The following is an 18,020-nucleotide window of genomic DNA, read 5'->3' as shown; positions in this document are numbered from 1 at the left end:
GCGGCCTCATCCGGGAGAACCACCATGACCACCGCGACGGCCCCAGGCCGCCCCGCGACCGCCGACCACGCGGCGAAGACGCCGCGCGAGCCGCGGAAGCGCAAGCCCATGAGGAGCCCGTACCCGACGTGGTTCTTCATCCCCGCCGGCGTGTTCTACGTCGTCCTGTTCCTCATCCCCACGGTCGCGTCGTTCTACTTCTCGCTCACGAGGTGGACCCTGTTCGACGTCGAGTTCATCGGCTTCGACAACTTCGTGCGGTTCTTCCAGGAGCCCCAGCTCGTGACGGGCTTCGTCAACACGTTCATCTACGCGTTCCTCACGTCCGGGCTCAAGGTCGTGCTCGGCCTCCTGCTCGGCGTGTTCCTGAGCTCGCAGATCATCGGCCGCGGGTTCCTCCGCGCCACGGTGTTCTTCCCCGTGCTCGTGAGCACGATCGGGGTCGGCATCCTCTTCCAGGTGCTCCTGGACCCGTTCGGCGGGCCCATCAACGAGGCGCTGGCGGCCGTGGGCATCACGGGCCCCGGATGGCTCACGGATCCGTCGCTCGCGCTGATCTCGGTCGCGCTCGTCGACGTCTGGAAGGGCGTCGGGCTCGCGACCCTCATCTACATCGCCGGCATGGTGGCCATTCCCGCGGAGTACTTCGAGGCGGCGAAGGTCGACGGGGCGGGGGCCTGGAACACCTTCCGGCACATCACGCTCCCGCTGCTCCGTCCGGCCACCGTCACGGTCGTCCTGCTCTCGCTCATCGGTGGACTCCGATCGTTCGACCTCATCTGGACGATGACCGGCGGCGGCCCGGGCTTCACGAGCGACGTGCTCGCGTCAGTGGTCTACAAGCAGTACCAGGCCGGCTTCTTCGGCCTCTCCACCGCCGGCAACGTCGTGCTGTTCGTCGTCGTGGCCGCGATCATCTACCCGCTCTCGTGGTGGCTCAACCGGAAGGAGGCGGACCAGTGAGAAGCGTCGCCTGGCGCTGGGGAGCGGGCAGCGCCGCCGTCCTCGTCGCGATCGTCGTGTTCATCGTGCCGTTCGCGTTCATCGTGTTCACGGCCGGCAAGACCCAGGCCGAGTCGTCCTTCCTCGAGTTCACCTGGCCGACAGAATGGGTCCTCTGGGACAACCTCGTCGCGGTGGTCGAGAACCGCGACTTCCTCCTGGTCCGCGCGTTCATCAACAGCGCGATCCTCACGGTGGGCGCGGTGTCGATCATGGTCGTCCTCGGCGCGATGGTGGGCTACGTCGTGCAGCGGCGCCGGTCGCGGTGGAATCCGGTCGTCAACGGACTCGTCCTGGCCGGCCTCATCATCCCGCCGGCCGTGGTGCCGACGATCTGGGTGCTCCAGGGCCTCGGTCTCTTCAAGACGCTCGTGGGCCTGATCGCCGTGCACGTCGCCTTCGGCCTGTCGTTCTGCATCCTGCTGTTCCGGGCCTTCGTCGCCACGATCCCGCGCGAACTCGACGAGGCGGCCATCATCGACGGCGCCGGTTCCATCAAGCTGTTCTTCCGCGTGATCTTCCCACTGCTCAAGTCGGTCATCGTCACGGTGATCGTCGTGCAGTCGGTGACGGTGTTCAACGACTTCGCGTTCGCGCTGTACTTCCTGCCCGGCGAGGACAACGCCACGGTGCAGCTCACGACGTTCAACTACCGGGCCCAGGCGGTGAGCTCGTTCAACCTGCTCTTCGCCGACATCCTGCTGATCACCATCCCGCCGCTGATCATGTACATCATCTTCCAGCGCCAGATCGTCGCCGGCATGACGTCCGGTGCCGTGAAGGGCTGACCATGGCGGAGGCGCCGCCGCACTCGGCCGATGAGCTGCGGCGGTGGGTGCGGGCGCGCTCGCCGCAGCCGTTCGACGACGCCGACGTCGTGCCGCGTCCCTCCACCCACGAGTGGGCCTACGGCCCCGACCAGTACCCGCTGGCGTTGCTCGGGCGGCTCGTCGACGACGGGTTCGCGGCGAACCGGCACGTGCACTACCCGCGCAACCACGGCCGGCCGGCCGCACGGGTCCGCTTCCGGGCGGTCGCGACGGGCGCCGGCGCGGTTCGCGTGCTGGTCGAGGGCCGAGCGGATGTCGGGGTGCTCATGCTCGACGATGGGGCGACGGATGGCGCGGGGCCCGCGCCCGAAGCCATGCGTGCCGTCGGCGACGCCGTCGAGTTCGTCCTCCCGGCGCCGGGGGCGACCGTGGAACTCGACGTGACCGCGGCACCGGGCACGGCACCCGCGATCGGCGTGGCGGCGGGCGCCCCGCTCGCCGGATGGAGCGCGAGCATCGACCACGGCCCGTTCGAACCCGTCGTCGCTCGGCCCGGCGGCACGCGGGCCCCGCACCTCGACCCGCCCGGCAGTGTCGAGGTCGCCGCGGTGCGCGGGCCCGACGGCCTGTACGACGTCGGGGCGCCGGTGCTCGGTCGGCCGTTCCTCGACGGCGAGCGCGAGCCCGTCGTGGGCAGCGGGGAGAGCGTCGCCGAGGCGCGCGCCGGCGAGTCGGAACGCGAGACCCGCCACGAGGTCGTCCCGGCGTCGGCGGGTGGCTGGACCACGCGCCATCCGCTCGGCTTCAGGTACCTGGCGGTGTCGGGGGATGAGGCGCCCGCGACGGTCCCGGTGCGCGCCGAGGTCGCCCCGGTCGACCGCCCCGGTGCGTTCGCGTGCTCCGACGAGCGACTCACCGGGATCTGGGCGGCCGCCCAGTACACCCTGCGACTCTGCGACCAGGGCCTCATGATCGACGGCATCAAGCGGGATCGCATGCCGTGGGCCGGCGACCAGGCGCTCAGCACGCTCGCGAACGCGTTCGCGCTCGGAGACGGCCAGGTGATCGCCGACGGGCTCGTCGCGCTCGGGCGACCCGAGCACGGCTACGTCAACGGCATCGCCGACTACTCCCTCTGGCACGTCGTGAATACCGACCTCTACGTGCGGTACTTCGGGGACGTCGCCCACGCCGCCCGCGAGGCCGATCGCATCGACGCGTTCGTCGGCGAACTGGCCCGGCACGCCGACGCCGACGGCGTGTTCCGGCCCGAGGCGCAGCGCGGCGGGTTCGTCGACTCGGGGCCGGGGTCGGTGTTCCTCGACTGGGGGCTCGCGCTCGAGGACGGCCGCGACCCGGTCGCCCTCCAGATGCTCTGGACCTGGGCGCTGCGCAGTGCCCATCGCGTCCTCGCCAGGGTCGGCCATGCGGGCGCGGCCCGCTGGGACCGGCTCGCCGACACGGTCGAGTCGACCGTGCGGGCACGCGGATGGCTCGCCGGCTCCGGTCGGTGGGCCGACTACCTCGACGCCGACGAGTCCGCTTCGCGCGCGCCGTATGCGAACTTCCTCGCGGTGCTCGCGGGCCTCCACCCCGACGGCGTGCCCGCGGGTGTCGTCGCGTCGATCCGGGAAGGGACGGCGGGCACGCCGTTCATGACCGCCTTCCGGCTGCGCGCCCTCCTCGCGGCGGGAGAGCCGGATGTCGCGCTCGACGAGGTGCGGGAGGTGTGGGTCGCCATGCTCGACGCGGGGCCCGGCACGTTCTGGGAGGAGGCGGCGTCCGGCGACTCGCCGTTCGAGATGTACGGCCGCCCGTACGGGCGGAGCCTGTGCCATGCGTGGGCGGCGGGACCCGCCGCGATCCTGCCCGAGGCGGTGCTCGGAGTGCGGCCGCTCGCCGACGGCTGGGCGCGCTTCGAGGTCGCACCCCGTCTCGGCGAGCTCGACTGGGCGGGCGCGGTGATCCCGCTTCCGGCCGGCGACCTCGTCGTGCGCGCCGACGCGGAGCAGGTTTCGGTCGATATGCCCTCCGGGACCGCGCTGGTCCGCGGCGACCGTGTCGACCACGGCCCGGCGGTCGTGGAGTGGTCGATCGGCTGATCCGGCGGGGCGGCTCCGCTTCGAGCCGCCCGCGGCTGCGATCATTGGAGGAACGGGGGAGCGTGGCGGACGACAGGAGGACGGTCATGGCGGTGAGCGTGCGCGACGTCGCGGCCGCGGCATCCGTATCGGTCGGCACCGTGTCGAACGTGCTGAATCGGCCCGAGAAGGTCTCGCCCGACACGGTCGCGCGAGTGCTCGCCGCGATCGACGAGCTCGGCTTCGTGCGCAATGATGCCGCCCGGCAGCTCCGGGCCGGCCGCAGCCGCTCGATCGGCCTCGTCGTCCTCGACGTGCGCAACCCCTTCTTCACCGACGTCGCGCGCGGCGCCGAGGATCGCGCGGCCGAGGACGGCATGACGATCCTGCTCGGGAACAGCGACGAGAACCCCGACCGCGAACGCGCATACCTCGACCTCTTCGAGGAGCAGCGCGTGCACGGCGTGCTCATCTCGCCCATGGCCGACGACCTGCCACGACTGGCGCGCCTCCGCACGCGGGGCGTTCCCGTCGTGCTCGTCGACCGCGAGGCCGAGGACCGCAGCTTCTCGTCGGTCGCGGTCGACGACATCGTCGGGGGCGCGCTCGCCGTGCGTCACCTCGTCGAGTCCGGCCGTCGGCGCATCGCGTTCGTGGGAGGCCCGACGGGCATCCGCCAGGTGGCCGACCGCCTCGAGGGCGCGCGGCGGGCCGCCGCCGAGACGCCGGGCGTCACGCTCGAGGTCATCGAGACCGAGGGCACGACCGTGCTCGAGGGTCGCGCCGCGGGCGAGCGGATTCGCGAGCGGGCGCCCGGCGACCGACCCGACGCGATCTTCGCCGCCAACGACCTGCTCGCGATGGGCGTACTGCAGGCCATGGTGATGCTCGGCTCCGTGAACGTGCCCGAGGATGTCGCACTCGTCGGCTACGACGACATCGACTTCGCGCAGGCCGCGGTGGTGCCGCTCTCGTCGATCCGGCAGCCGGCCTGGCTCATCGGGTACACGGCGGTCGACCTGCTCCTGCGCGAGGCACGGCACGGTGACGACTTCGTCCCCGACCAGGTGCAGTTCCAGCCCGAGCTCGTCGTGCGGGCGTCGACGGGCCCGCGCCGCTAGCTCGCGCTGCCGCTGCGGTCGTCGTCGGCGGCGCCGGCCGGAGGTGTCGAGTCCGTCCTCCTCGAGCGTCGGAGGACGGCGCGCCCCACGAGGCCGACCGCTGCGACGACGACTGCGACGACGAGCGGCGGGATCACGAGACTCGGTGTGGTCAGCGCCATCCGGAACACCTCGAGGGCGTACTGGACCATCTCGGGCGGGTCGCTCGCGAGTGCGCGGCTGCCCGCGGCCATGGTCACCGCCGTGATGAGCGCGGGGCCGATCCAGAGCAGCACGAGGCCGAAGAGCGCCGCGATGACGCGCCCGACCGTGTTCACGCCGCCCCACGCGATGGCGGCGCCCACCAGGATCGGCGGGATCCAGCGGATGAGGTCGAGCAGCGGCGACAGCCCGGTCGGCTGCACGCTGCCGAACGGCACGATCAGGCCGGTGAACCACGACACCGAGGCGACCGCCGCGATGCTCAGGCCGATGACGGCTCCCGCGCGCGGCGCCGCGGCGACGAGCAGCATCACGAGCACGCCGACGAGGGTCGACAGCGCGGCGAGCCCGACGAGCGCCGCGAGGTACAGGTCGGACTCCCAGCGGCGCTCGAGGCCGCTGGCGACCACCGTGGAGGTCTGCACGACGGCGATGACCTGGACCGCCAGGAGGCCGACCAGCGCGAGGACGGCTCCGAACCGGGGACGGCGACGGCCCATCGCCCGCGCGGCGATGCCCGCGACGGCGGCGCCCGTGACGATCACCGCGACGATGAGCGTCAGCGCGTACTGGCTGAACGGCAGGAGCACGACCGGCATGTCCTCGGGCAGCGTCTCGGTCGCCCACAGGTTCTGCAGCGGCAGTCGCATGCCCGTGATGAGCCACGGCAGCAGGCCGATCGCGGCCGAGGCGATGCCGACGAGCAGGCACACCCACCACGGGATGCGGCGCGGCGGGGCGGTTTCGTCGATCCGCGTGTCGCCGACCTCTGCGTCAGGCCCGGTGACGGGCGGCTCGGTCGGGGCGGCGGCGGGGTCGGTCTCGGAGGAATCCACGGCGTCTCGTCTCGGTCGGCGTCACGGCAGGCGTAGGGGTACCGTATCGCCCGACGCGACCGCCCGGCGGGTGCGCCGGCCGAGCATCAGCTGCCGGATGCCGCGGGCGCGGTCGGGCACGGAGCCGGGCGCGTCGACCCGGCCGCGCGTTCCGGCACCACGGGGGGCCGCTCCGCGGCGGCGGCGTGCGGCGCCGGCTGGCGCTTCACCACGTCGACCGGACGCGTGAGCGGCACCGCGATCGCCGCGGTCGGCGCCTCGGCGTAGTCGAGCGCGAGTCGCGGCATCCAGCCCGCCGCCGGATGGCGCACGACGCGGAGGCCGCGGGCGACGATCAGCCAGCCGAGCCCGATGAGCGCGGCCACGGCTGCAGCTGCTGCTGCGATGCCGAGTGCCCAGCGAGGACCCCACGCGTTGGCGACGGCGCCGACGATGGGCGCGCCGATCGGCGTGCCGCCGGAGAGGATCGCCATGTAGATCGCCATGACGCGGCCGCGCAGCAGCGGGTCGGTCGTGGTCTGCACGTACCCGTTCGCGGTGGTCAGCATGGTCACGATCGTGAAGCCGATGAACACGGTCGACGCGGCGAACAGCCAATAGGTCGGCATGACGGCGGCGACCGTCGCGGCCACGCCGAAGAACGCGACGGCGGCGATGATCACGCGCATTCGCGCGCGTTCGCGCTTCGCGGCGAGCAGCGCGCCCGTGAGCGAGCCGATCGCGAGGATGGACGACAGCAGGCCGTACTCGCCTGCGCCGCGCCCGAACTCGACCGCCATGGTCGACGAGAAGATCGGGAAGTTCATGCCGAACGCGCCGATGAGGAACACCATCACGAAGACGACCGCGAGGTCGGGGCGGCCGGCCGCGTAGCGGAAGCCGGCGACGAAGGCGCCGCGCTCCTGGGGGGCGCGCGGCATCCGTCGCACCTTGGCGCCGCTCAGCTTGGCGAGAGCGACGAGCACCGCGATGAACGTGACGGCGTTGATCACGAAGACCCAGCCGGTGCCGACGAGCACGATGAGCAGGCCCGCGAGGGCGGGGCCGATCATGCGGGCCGCATTGAACGACGCCGAGTTGAGCGCGACCGCGTTCGACATGTTGGACGACGAGACGAGGTCGGCGACGAACGTCTGGCGGGCGGGCATGTCGATCGCGTTGACGATGCCGAGCAGGCCGGCGAAGACGTAGAGGTGCCAGAGCTCGGCGTGGCCGAGGATGAGCAGCGCGCCGAGCGCGAAGCCGAGCACCATGAGGGCGCTCTGGGTCACCATGAGGATCTTGCGGCGCTCGAAGCGGTCGGCGATGAGCCCGGTCACGGGCACGAGCAGCAGCTGCGGCGCGAACTGCAGCGCCATGGTGATGCCGACGGCGAGCGCGTCGTTGTCGGTCAGCTCGGTGAGCACGACCCAGCTCTGGGCGGTGGCCTGCATCCAGGCGCCGATGTTGGAGATGAGCGCGCCGACGAACCAGATGCGGTAGTCGACCGACGCGAGGGAGCGGAACATGGATTTCACTGGTCGGTGAGCCTCCTGAGGATGTCGGTCGCGGCGGCGATGGTGTTGCGCTCGTCGGGGGTGAGGGCGGCCAGGCGCTTGGCGAGCCAGGCGTCGCGACGACGGCGCGTCTCGCGCACGATCTCGTGGCCGGCGTCGGTCGCGTGCAGCAGGATCTTGCGCCCGTCGTCGGGGGAGCCCTCGCGCACGAGCAGGCCCGATTCGACGAGGCAGTTCACGGTGCGGTTCATCGAGGGTGGGGTGACCCGCTCGAGCTCGGCGAGCCGGCCGGGGGTGAGTGGACCCTCGCTCGCCGTCCACGCGAGGGCGGCGTACTGGGTCGCGCTGAGCTCGGCGTCGGCGCGCTCCTGCCGCATTCGGCGGGCGAGGCGCATGACCGAGAGGCGCAGCTCGGTGCTCTGTTCGGCGAGCGTGGCGCGCCGCGGGCGCGCGGGTGCCGGAGCGAGGGTGTCGGTCATGTAGTTAGCATAACAAATTAGCACGGCTAATGATTCCCCGGCCAGCAGCGCCCACCGCGTCGGGGTGCCAGGTCGGTACTCCGGCCATTTTCCTATAGGATCTTCGATATTGGACCCGCCCGATGCCGAGCCGAGGAGAGCGCGATGACGCGACTGTTCAACGACCCCGCCCAGTTCGCCGACGAGATGATCGAGGGCTTCGCCGCCGCGTCGTCGCGTTGGGTGCGTGCCGCGCCGGGCGGCGTCATCCGCTCGACGCGCTCCGCCGAGCCGACCGTCGCGGTCGTCATCGGCGGGGGCAGCGGGCACTACCCGGCGTTCGGCGGGCTCGTCGGCCAGGGTCTCGCGCACGGTGCCGCCATGGGCAACCTCTTCGCCTCGCCGGCCGCGAGCCAGGTGCACGCGATCGCTGCGGCGGTCGACCGCGGCAGGGGAGTGCTGCTCAGCTACGGCAACTACGCGGGCGACGTCCTGCACTTCGACCAGGCGCAGGAGCGCCTGCGCGCCGAGGGCCATGACGTGCGCACGGTCGCCGTGACCGACGATATCTGGAGCGCGCCGCGCGACCGGATCGAGCAGCGACGCGGCATCGCGGGCGACCTCGCCGTCTTCAAGACGGCCGGTGCCGCAGCGGAGGACGGCTACGACCTCGACGGCGTCGAGCGTGTCGCCCGCCTTGCGAATCACCGCACGCGATCGTTCGGAGTCGCCTTCACCGGCTGCACCCTGCCCGGAGCCGACGCCCCGCTGTTCACCGTGCCCGAGGGGCGCATGGCCGTGGGCCTCGGCATCCACGGCGAGCCGGGCATCGACGAGGTCGACGTGCCGTCCGCCGACGGGCTCGCCGAGCTGTTCGTCACGAAGCTCCTCGAGGAGGTTCCGGACGGCGTCGACCTCGACGGCGCGCGTGTCGTGCCGCTGCTCAACGGCCTCGGCGGCGTGAAGTACGAGGAGCTCTTCGTCGTCTACCGCGCGGTGCACCGCCTGCTCGCGGCACGCGGCCTCGTGGTCGTCGAGCCCGAGGTCGGCGAGCTGTGCACGAGCTTCGACATGGCCGGCTGCTCACTGACCCTGCTGTGGCTCGACGACGAGCTCGAGCGCCTGTGGCGCGCACCGGCCGACGCGCCGGCGTTCCGGAAGGGTTCGCCTGCGCCGCAGGACCAGCTCGAGATCGTCGAGATGCCGGATGTCGCGACCGGCGCGCACGACAGTGCACCCATCCCCGACGCCGCGCCGGCGTCACGCGCCGCCGCGGTGCGGATCGCCGCGGCCCTCGACGCCGTCGCGTTCGAGCTCGACCGGGCTGCCGACGAGCTCGGCCGGATCGACCGGATCGCCGGCGACGGCGACCACGGCATCGGCATGCAGCGCGGGTCGCGGGCCGCCGGCGAGGCCGCACGCGCCGCCGCCGAAGCCGGGGCCGGTGCGCGCACGACGCTCGAGCGGGCCGGTGCGGCGTGGAGCGATCGCGCCGGCGGCACCTCCGGGGCGATCTGGGGCGAGCTGCTCCGCACGCTCGGGGCAGCGCTCGGCGACGACCGATCGATCGCGGCCGCGGATGTCGCCGCCGGCGTCGTCGCGGCGAAGGACGCGGTGATGGCGTACGGCAAGGCGAAGGTCGGCGACAAGACGATGGTCGACGCGATCGTGCCCTTCGCCGACGAGCTCGCGGCCAGCGCGGGCGCCGGCCGGCTCGCGACATCCTGGCGCCTGGCCACCGACCGTGCCGAAGCGGCCGCGCAGGGCACGGCCGCCCTCGCCGCGACCCTCGGGCGAGCCCGGTCGCACGGCGACAAGTCCATCGGCACGCCCGACCCCGGTGCCGTGTCGTTCGCGCTCGTGTGCTCCACCGTGCACGGCGTCCTCGAAACCACGAAGGAGCAGTGACATGGGATTCCGCATGATCGTCGGCAGCGATGAGGCCGGATTCGACTACAAGGAGGCCATCAAGGCCGACCTCGCGAGCGACCCGCGGGTCGAGTCGGTCGTCGACGTGGGCGTGGTGCGCGATGCGACCGCACCCTACCCGGCGGTCGCGATCGAGGCCGCCGAGCGGGTGGCGCGCGGGGACGCCGACCGGGCGATCCTCATCTGCGGTACCGGCCTCGGCGTCGCGATCGCGGCGAACAAGGTCGGCGGCATCCGCGCCGTCACGGCGCACGACTCGTTCTCGGTCGAACGATCCGTCCTCTCCAACGACGCGCAGGTGCTCTGCATGGGCCAGCGCGTCGTCGGCCGCGAGCTCGCCCGCCGCCTGGCGTCCGAATGGCTCGCCTACGAATTCGATCCCGCGAGCGCGTCCAAGGCGAAGGTCGACGCGATCTGCGCCTACGAGGGCTGAGCGGATGGCGCGTCCGCCGCTGCTCATCGGCTCCAGCCTCAAGATGTACTTCGGGCCGGGCCGCTCGCTCGAGTGGACCCGTGACGTGGCCGAACGCTGCGCGACGCATCCGGCGGTGCGCGACGGGATCGTGCAGCCGTTCGTGATCCCGAGCTTCCCGTCGATCCCGCTCGTGGGGCCCGTGGCATCCGCCGCCGGCATGCTCGTCGGCGCCCAGGACGTGCACTGGGAGGACTCGGGCGCCTACACCGGGGAGGTCTCCGCCCCCGAGCTGGCCGAGCACGGTGTCTCGCTCGTGGAGGTCGGCCACGCGGAGCGCCGGGCGATGTTCGGCGAGACGGACGACACGGTCGCCCGGAAGGTCGCGGCGACGCTGCGGCACGGGATGACGCCGCTCGTGTGCGTCGGCGAAGCGGAACGGGGTCGTGCCGATGACGCGGCCGCGGCGTGCATCGCCCAGCTCGAGGCATCCGTGGCGCTCGCCCGCACCCGGGACGGCGGATCGGTCGCATCGATCGTCATCGCGTACGAGCCCGTGTGGGCGATCGGCGCATCCGAGCCGGCGAGCGACGCGCACATCCGTGCCGTCGGTTCGGCGCTCCGCGCGCACCTGGCCGACGATTCCGCGTTCCGCGAGGCTCGCGTGATCTACGGTGGTAGCGCCGGACCCGGCCTGTGGCCGCGGATCGCCGATTCCCTCGACGGGATGTTCCTCGGCCGATTCGCCCACGACCCGGCCGCGTTCGCGCGGATCCTCGATGACGTCGTCGCACTGGAGGCAACGAGATGACCAGCCTGCCGATCCGCGGTGTGGGGGAGCTCGAACGCCGCGGACTGCGCGACCGCGTGTACGACCGCATCCTCGAGATGCTGCTCGAGGGCGAGGTCGAACCGGGTGCCCGCCTGTCGATCGACACGCTCGCGCGGCAGCTCGACGTCTCGCCGACCCCGGTCCGAGAGGCCATGGTGCAACTCGAGCGCACCGGACTCGTCACGCGCGAGGCGCTGCGCGGCTACCGGGTCGCGCCGCCGCTCCAGGGCGAGCAGCTCGCCGAGTTGTTCGACGCGCGCCAGATGCTCGAGGTGGAGGCGGCGCGGCTGGCCGCAGAGCACGCCGACGAGCTCCTGCCCCCGCTGCGGAAGGCGCTCGAGCACCACGCGCGCGAGAGCGAGCGCATCGTGGCACGCCTCGACCAGGGCAGCGTGCCGCTGTCGCTGACCCGCGCGTACTTCGACAGCGACCTCGAGTTCCACCGGACGATCTTCGCGGCCAGCGGCAACCGCTACATCCAGGAGATGTACGACGCCCTCGGCGCGCTGACGCACCGGATGCGCCAGGCGATCATCCGCGGCCCGCGCGACGTGCACGAGGCGGCCGTCGAGCACCGCGCCCTCGTCGATGCGTTCGCCTCGGGCGATTCGGATGCTGCAGTGCAGGCCATGCGCCGCCACATCGAGAACGTGCGCGCCCGCTCGGTCGGCGACACCGACAGCTGACGCCGAGCCGACCACCGTCTCCGGGTCGAGCGCGACGATCACCCGGGGCCGCCGACCAACACGCGACTTGCACTGTGGGATATTTCCTATAGGATCTATGAAAGAGGCGCTTGAACCGATCAACCGGTCGACCGCATTACGATGGAGTGAGCATGCACGAGTACCGCGCCGAGGAGTGGCCGATCGCCACCTGCCTCCTCGGCGTCCCGCCGATCGGGCGAGACGGCGTCGCCGTCCAGGACGCCCCGGCGGAGACCTGGGCGACGATCTTCGAGGACGTCGCCGCGGAGGGCTTCCGGCTCGCCGAGATCACCGACGGGCTCCTCCGCCCGGCCGAGCTCTCGCCGGAGCGCCGCCGCGAGCTCGTCGAGACCGCCCGCGAACACGGTGTCGGCATTCCAGCGGTCCATATCCAGCGAGCCAGCGTCGCGATCCCCGGTCGTGAGGCCGAGAACCTCGCCTACGCGCACCGCAGCATCGACGCCACCGCGGAACTCGGTGCGAGCGTCTACTCGACCGGGCTCCACGCCCCGTTCACCGAGGCGCAGCGCCGGGCGCTCTGGTTCTGGACCGCCAAGGGGCACGTCGACTCCGACGACGCCGAGCAGCGCGCCCGCGCGGTTCGCGCCATCCGCGAGCTCGGCGAGCACGCCGCGAGCGTCGGCCTCATCGTCTCACTCGAGCTGTACGAGGACACGTATCTCGGCACGGCGGCGAGCGCCGTGCGGTTCATCGAGGAGGTCGGGCTCGACAACGTCGGCCTCAACCCGGACGTGGGCAACCTCGTCCGCCTGCACCGGCCCGTCGAGGACTGGCGCGAGCTCTACGCGACGACGCTGCCGTACGCCAACTACTGGCACCTGAAGAACTACGCGCGCGACGAGGCGGCCGACGGCTCGTGGCAGACGGCCGTGCCCACCACGCTCGACGCGGGCGTCATCGACTACCGCTGGGCGGTCAGGGAGGCCGTCGCACTCGGCTACCGCGGCGTCCTCACGTGCGAGCACTACGGCGGTGACAGCCTCGCGATGTGCGGGCGTGCCCAGGAGTACCTGCGCCGGGTGCTGCCGACCACGATCCCCGCCCGACCCGAACTCGCGCCGAGCAGCGCGGAGAGGAACTGAAGCATCATGCAGGCACCCCGCCCCCGGATCGCGCTCACCTTCGGCGACCCCGCCGGCGTCGGACCCGAGCTCGTCGCGCGCACCCTCGCCGACTCCGCGAGCTCGGCCGCGGCCGACCTCATCCTCGTGGGCGACGAGCAGGAGCTGCGCGACGCCATGGACGACGCCGGCGTCGAGTTCGCCTGGACCCGCGAGGCCGGCACGGGCGTGCCGCAGCTCGTCGACAACGGCGGCACGCGTCCCGTGGGCGGCTTCGTCCGGCGCGAGCCGTCGCGTGCCGGTGGGCTGTGGGCCATGGCGAGCCTCCGCACCGCGCTCGAACTGTCGAAGCAGGGCGAGGTCGACTCGATCGTGTTCGCCCCGCTCAACAAGTCGTCGCTGCACCTGGCCGGCATGGAGGAGAACGACGAGATGTCGTGGTTCGAGACCGTGCTCGGCGACGGGACGACCGCGACCGAGCTGAACATCCTGCCCGAGCTCGTGACCGGCCGCGTGACGTCTCACTGCTCGATCGCCGAGGTCGCCGACCTCATCACGTTCGACCTCATCGTCGAGCGGGGCGAGCTGCTCGAGCGCGTACTGCAGGCGCGTGGCATCGCGTCGCCGCGGATCGGCGTGTGCGCGCTGAACCCGCACGCCGGCGAGTCCGGCAAGTTCGGCCGCCACGAGATCGACCTGATCGCCCCGGCGGTCGAGGAACTCCAGCGGCGCGGGGTCGACGCCACCGGGCCGTTCCCGAGCGACACGATCTTCATCAAGGCGCGTGACGCCGCCTTCGACGGTGTCCTCACGATGTACCACGACCAGGGCCAGATCGCCGTGAAGCTCCTCGGCTTCGACCGCGGCGTCACCATGGCCGGCGGGCTCAGCGTGCCGGTCTGCACGCCGGCCCACGGCACGGCCTTCGACGTCGTCGGCAAGCGCATCGCCAACACCGGCGCCTACGAGCACGCCTTCCGCGTCGCCGTCGGCGTAGGTGCGCAGGCCCGTGCCGCACGCCTGACCGCCGCCTGACGGACCTCCCCGCCGACGACCTTAACCACCCCCAGCCCGATCGCAATCCCTACCCAGAACACCAAGGAGAGACAATGAAGTCACGCATCACGGCCGCCGCCATCGCCGCGGTCTCCGTCGCCGCCCTCGCCGGATGCTCGAGCGCCGCCGGCCAGGAATCCGGCGCCGACGGCTTCGCGCCGAACGACGTCCGCATGATCGTGCCGTTCGCGGCCGGCGGCGGGTCCGACGTCTCGGGTCGCGCCATCGCCGGCGCGCTCGAGGAGGCGACCGGCGCCACCATCACCGTCGAGAACCGCGAGGGCGGTTCGGGCGCGGTCGGCTACTCGCACTTCCTCGCCCAGGAGGGCAACGCCGACTACCTGCTCGCCTCCGAGACCGCGCTGCTGGCCCTGCCGCTCACGACCGACGTCGACTTCGACCACACCTCGTTCACGCCCATCATGAAGCTCGGCGACGACTACACGCTCATGGTCGTCCCGGCCGACAGCGAGTTCGAGACCTGCGCGGATGTCATCGACGCCGCGAAGTCCGACGGCGTCGTCGCCGCGGTCTCGGGCGCGGTCAGCCTCGACGAGGTCGTCTTCACCCTCATCGAGCAGGACCAGGACGTCACATTCGACCGGGTGCCGTTCGAGGGCGGCAGCGAGGTCATCGCCGGCCTCCTGGGCGGCCAGGTCGAGGTCGGCTCCCTGAACCCGAGCGAGGTGCTCGGCCAGCTGGAGTCCGGCGACCTCCGTGCGCTGTGCGCGCTGTCGGACGAGCGCTACGAGTACGAGGAGCTCGCCGACATCCCGACCGCCAAGGAGCAGGGCATCGACGTCGCGTTCGCCCAGTTCCGCGGCTTCATCGCCCCCGGCGGGATCAGCGACGAGGCGCGCGAGTTCTGGATCGACGCCGCGGAGCAGTTCGCCGAGAGCGAGGCGTACACCGCCTACATCGAGGAGAACCTCATGCAGGCCAACGCCGTCTACGGCGACGAGTTCGTCGACTACCTCGAGCAGAACTCGGCCGACCTCGAAGCGGTCGTCGCGAAGTGACGCTCTCGCCGGTGATCGTCAGGGCCGCGTTCAGCGCGGCCCTGGCGGTCGTGGGCGCCGCCGCGGCGATCGTCGGCGCCTCGTACGGAATCACGCAGGAGAACGGCCAGGTCGGGGCCGGCTTCCTTCCCGTCGTGCTCGGCACCCTGCTCGCCGTGCTCGCCGCGGTCGACGTCGTGCAGATCCTGCGCCGCCGCGACCCGGCCGACCAGGCCGACGAGCTCACGGGCGTCGAGGCCGAGGCGGACGTCGCGGCGCTCGACCGGGTCGAGGAGACCCCCGACATCGACTCGCTCGGCCGGTCCCAGAAGCAGCGGAACCGGATGCTCGCCATCGTGCTGGGGATGACCGTGGTCGCCCTGCTGCTCGTGCCGGTCCTCGGGCTGCTCATCTCGCTGGGCCTGCTCGTCGTCGCCATCTCGACGGTCGTCGAGCGCCGCCGCATCCTGCCCTCGCTCCTGGTCGGCGCGCTCGCCGTGGGCTTCATCCACCTGGTCTTCGCCGAGCTGCTCGGCGTGCCGATGCCGACCGGACTGATCGGACTCATCTGATGATCGACAACCTCATCCTCGGGTTCCAGACCGCGCTCACGCTCGAGAACGTGCTCTGGTGCTTCGTCGGCGTGCTGCTCGGCACCGTGATCGGCCTGCTTCCCGGGCTCGGCTCGACGACCGGTGTCGCGGTGCTGCTCCCCATCACGTTCACGCTCGAACCCGTGACCGCGCTCATCATGCTCGCCGGCATCTATTACGGAGCGCAGTACGGCGGCACCATCACCTCGGTGCTCATCTCGACGCCCGGCGAGGCCGCCAGCGTCGTCACGACCCTCGACGGCTACCAGATGGCCAAGCGCGGGCGAGCCGGTGCCGCCCTCGCCATCAGTGCGATCGGCTCGTTCATCGCGGCGATCATCTCGTTGGCCCTGCTCATCGCGCTCGCGCCGCCGCTGGCCGACGCCGCGCTCGAGTTCGGCCCGGTCGAGATGTTCGCGATCATGATCCTGGGCCTCGTCATCGTGGTCACCTTCCAGGGCGGCGCGTTCGTTCGCGGCGCGCTCATGGCGGTCGCCGGTCTCCTCGTCGCGACGGTCGGAATCTCGCCCGGCACGAGCGAGGCGCGCTTCACGTTCGGCAACGTCAACCTGCTCTCGGGAATCCCGTTCGTGGAGGTCATGATCGGCCTCTTCGCGCTCGGCGAGGTGTTCTACCAGATCCGCGTCGGCGCGGCGAAGCCGATCCGCGCGCGCTTCCGCGACATGGTCATCAGCCGCAAGGACATCACGCGTTCGATGCCCGCCATCCTGCGCGGATCGGGCATCGGCTTCGGACTCGGCATCCTGCCGGGCGCCGGCTCGACGCTGGCCTCGTTCATGTCGTACGGCATCGAGCGCAAGGTCAGCCGCAACAAGGCGGAGTTCGGCAAGGGCGCCATCGAGGGCGTCGCGAGCCCCGAGAGCGCGAACAATGCTGCGGCCAACGCGAACTTCGTGCCCACGCTCGCGCTCGGCATCCCGGGCGGCGCCACCACCGCGGTGCTGCTCGGCGCGTTCACGATCTTCGGGCTGCAGCCGGGACCCCTGCTCTTCGAGACGCAGCCCGAGCTCGTCTGGGGCCTGCTCGTGTCGTTCTTCATCGGCAACCTGCTGCTGCTCCTGCTGAACCTGCCACTCGCGCCCGTGTTCGCCCAGATGCTGCGGATTCCGTACGGCTACCTGTACCCGATCATCATGCTGACGTCGCTGGTCGGCGCGTACTCGGTCAGCAACAACATGTTCAGCGTGTGGCTCGTGTTCGTCTTCGGCGTGCTCGGCTACCTGCTCAAGGAGTTCGACCTGCCGACGGCGCCGTTCGTGCTCGGCCTCGTGCTCGGCCCGCTGTTCGAGAAGGCGCTCGTCCAGACGAGCGCGATCGGCAAGGGCGATCTCGGTGTCGTCTTCCAGAGCCCGATCGCCCTGGCGGTCCTCGCGATCGCGGCGGCCATGGTCGTGCTCCCGAAGCTCGTCGGCACGATCCGGGCCCGGGCTCGCGCCCGTGCGGAACGAGAGAAGGTCGACGCCTGATCCGCGTCGGGCCGCACGCATCAGTGGAGGATGCGGGCGGCCCGACGTCGTCCTGCGGCCGCGGCGCGGCATCCGCTCGCCCCGGTCGATGACAGGATGAGCGCATGCCGACGTTCACCGACGCCTGGGGCGTGCGCATCCACTACGAGCACTGGCGCGTGCCCGAGCCGAGCGCGGTCGTGCAGCTCGCGCACGGCATCGGCGAGCACCGCGCACGATACGCCGCACTGATCGAGGCGCTCAATGCCGCCGGGTACTCGGTCTGGGCCGACGACCACCGCGGCCACGGCGAGACCGGGTTCGAACAGCACGGCGGCGACCTCGACCGGATGGGTCGCCCCGGACCGGGTGGCATGCGAGCCGCGATCGCGGGCGTCGAGCGGTTCGGCGACGTCATCCGCGAGACCGAGGGCGACGACGTGCCGCTCGTCATCCTCGGGCACTCGTGGGGGTCGTACCTGACCCAGCACGTCGTCAACCGGAATCCCGACCGGTACGACGCCGTCGTGCTCAGCGGCAGCTCATGGCTGCAGCTCGGCTGGACGAACACCGGCGACCTCAACAAGCGCTTCCAGAGGCCGGGCGGGACCTCGATGGAGTGGATCTGCAGCGATCCGGCCGTGTGCGAGGCGTTCGAGGCCGACCCCTACACGACCACTCGAACGCTCCAGCAGCTGTTCGGCTGGCCGGAGTCGTTCCGGCTCATGACCCGTCCGTCCAAGCGGATCCCGAGCGAGCTGCCACTGCTCATCATGGTCGGGGCCGACGATCCGATCGGCGGCGAGCGCAGCTGCCTCGCGCTGCTGAAGGACTACGAGCGGCGCGCGCACCTCGTCGACGCGACGCTCATCGTCTATGAGGGTGCGCGCCACGAGATCTTCAACGAGCTCCGCCAGGAGGAGGTGCGCGCCGACCTGGTCCGCTGGCTCGACGAGCGCTTCGCCGTCGACTGATCCAGG

General features: G+C 71.7%; 17 protein-coding genes. 14 read left to right on the top strand and 3 right to left on the bottom strand.

Annotation, left to right across the window (positions count from 1 at the left end; translation table 11 throughout):
• Positions 1-24: 24 nt before the first annotated feature.
• The 4 genes from ACFQ58_RS00995 to ACFQ58_RS00980 all read left to right on the top strand — a co-directional run bounded on the left by ACFQ58_RS00995 (position 25) and on the right by ACFQ58_RS00980 (position 4,974).
• Positions 25-963, top strand: coding sequence for a carbohydrate ABC transporter permease (locus ACFQ58_RS00995; protein WP_376948644.1), 939 nt, complete (start codon positions 25-27; stop codon positions 961-963).
• Entirely contained in the window at positions 960-1,790 is an 831-nt protein-coding gene (locus ACFQ58_RS00990; RefSeq protein ID WP_376948642.1) for a carbohydrate ABC transporter permease, read from the top strand. The genes ACFQ58_RS00995 and ACFQ58_RS00990 overlap by 4 nt, the downstream gene beginning before the upstream one ends.
• A 2-nt stretch (positions 1,791-1,792) precedes the next feature.
• Positions 1,793-3,874 (top strand): hypothetical protein, encoded by a 2,082-nt coding sequence (locus ACFQ58_RS00985; RefSeq protein ID WP_376948640.1) that lies wholly within the window; start codon positions 1,793-1,795, stop codon positions 3,872-3,874.
• Between the two features lie 86 nt (positions 3,875-3,960).
• On the top strand, positions 3,961-4,974 hold the full coding sequence (locus ACFQ58_RS00980) for a LacI family DNA-binding transcriptional regulator (protein ID WP_376948638.1): 1,014 nt from the start codon (positions 3,961-3,963) through the stop codon (positions 4,972-4,974).
• Here ACFQ58_RS00980 and ACFQ58_RS00975 read toward each other — a convergent pair.
• From ACFQ58_RS00975 to ACFQ58_RS00965, 3 genes are all read right to left on the bottom strand, one after another.
• Positions 4,971-6,011, bottom strand: a complete 1,041-nt coding sequence (locus tag ACFQ58_RS00975; RefSeq protein WP_376948636.1) for a hypothetical protein — start codon at positions 6,009-6,011, stop codon at positions 4,971-4,973. The genes ACFQ58_RS00980 and ACFQ58_RS00975 overlap by 4 nt on opposite strands.
• 86 nt (positions 6,012-6,097) lie before the next feature.
• Positions 6,098-7,519, bottom strand: coding sequence for an MFS transporter (locus ACFQ58_RS00970; RefSeq protein WP_376948634.1), 1,422 nt, complete (start codon positions 7,517-7,519; stop codon positions 6,098-6,100).
• A 5-nt stretch (positions 7,520-7,524) separates the two neighbouring features.
• Complete coding sequence (locus tag ACFQ58_RS00965) at positions 7,525-7,986, bottom strand: MarR family winged helix-turn-helix transcriptional regulator (protein ID WP_376948632.1); 462 nt, start codon at positions 7,984-7,986, stop codon at positions 7,525-7,527.
• Between the two features lie 144 nt (positions 7,987-8,130).
• Between ACFQ58_RS00965 and ACFQ58_RS00960 the strand changes: the two genes are divergently transcribed.
• The 10 genes from ACFQ58_RS00960 (at position 8,131) to ACFQ58_RS00915 (ending at position 18,014) form a co-directional block, all read left to right on the top strand.
• Complete coding sequence (locus ACFQ58_RS00960) at positions 8,131-9,873, top strand: dihydroxyacetone kinase family protein (RefSeq protein WP_376948630.1); 1,743 nt, start codon at positions 8,131-8,133, stop codon at positions 9,871-9,873.
• Position 9,874: 1 nt separating this feature from the next.
• Positions 9,875-10,327, top strand: a complete 453-nt coding sequence (locus tag ACFQ58_RS00955; protein WP_376948628.1) for a ribose-5-phosphate isomerase — start codon at positions 9,875-9,877, stop codon at positions 10,325-10,327.
• Positions 10,328-10,331: 4 nt separating this feature from the next.
• Complete coding sequence (locus tag ACFQ58_RS00950; RefSeq protein WP_376948627.1) at positions 10,332-11,117, top strand: triose-phosphate isomerase family protein; 786 nt, start codon at positions 10,332-10,334, stop codon at positions 11,115-11,117.
• Positions 11,114-11,824, top strand: coding sequence for a GntR family transcriptional regulator (locus ACFQ58_RS00945; RefSeq protein ID WP_376948625.1), 711 nt, complete (start codon positions 11,114-11,116; stop codon positions 11,822-11,824). Before ACFQ58_RS00950 ends, ACFQ58_RS00945 begins: the two co-directional genes overlap by 4 nt.
• A 152-nt stretch (positions 11,825-11,976) precedes the next feature.
• Positions 11,977-12,948 carry a sugar phosphate isomerase/epimerase family protein gene (locus ACFQ58_RS00940; protein WP_376948623.1) on the top strand — a complete coding sequence of 324 codons (972 nt, stop codon included), beginning with the start codon at positions 11,977-11,979 and terminating at the stop codon, positions 12,946-12,948.
• A 6-nt stretch (positions 12,949-12,954) separates the two neighbouring features.
• A complete protein-coding gene (locus tag ACFQ58_RS00935) occupies positions 12,955-13,962 on the top strand; it encodes a 4-hydroxythreonine-4-phosphate dehydrogenase PdxA (protein ID WP_376948621.1) in 1,008 nt (335 codons plus the stop codon).
• A 74-nt stretch (positions 13,963-14,036) separates the two neighbouring features.
• Positions 14,037-15,002, top strand: a complete 966-nt coding sequence (locus ACFQ58_RS00930) for a tripartite tricarboxylate transporter substrate binding protein (RefSeq protein WP_376948619.1) — start codon at positions 14,037-14,039, stop codon at positions 15,000-15,002.
• A gap of 11 nt (positions 15,003-15,013) precedes the next feature.
• Positions 15,014-15,553: a tripartite tricarboxylate transporter TctB family protein gene (locus ACFQ58_RS00925; RefSeq protein WP_376948617.1), complete on the top strand. Its 540-nt coding sequence runs from the start codon at positions 15,014-15,016 to the stop codon at positions 15,551-15,553.
• Positions 15,553-17,061: a tripartite tricarboxylate transporter permease gene (locus ACFQ58_RS00920; RefSeq protein WP_376948615.1), complete on the top strand. Its 1,509-nt coding sequence runs from the start codon at positions 15,553-15,555 to the stop codon at positions 17,059-17,061. The genes ACFQ58_RS00925 and ACFQ58_RS00920 overlap by 1 nt, the downstream gene beginning before the upstream one ends.
• A gap of 104 nt (positions 17,062-17,165) precedes the next feature.
• Positions 17,166-18,014, top strand: coding sequence for an alpha/beta hydrolase (locus ACFQ58_RS00915; RefSeq protein ID WP_376948613.1), 849 nt, complete (start codon positions 17,166-17,168; stop codon positions 18,012-18,014).
• Positions 18,015-18,020 lie beyond the last annotated feature (6 nt).

Source organism: Agromyces sp. NPDC056523 (assembly GCF_042794545.1).
In the GTDB taxonomy this organism is placed as follows: Bacteria; Actinomycetota; Actinomycetes; order Actinomycetales; family Microbacteriaceae; genus Agromyces.
This window is presented reverse-complemented; position numbering and strand designations above follow the sequence as displayed.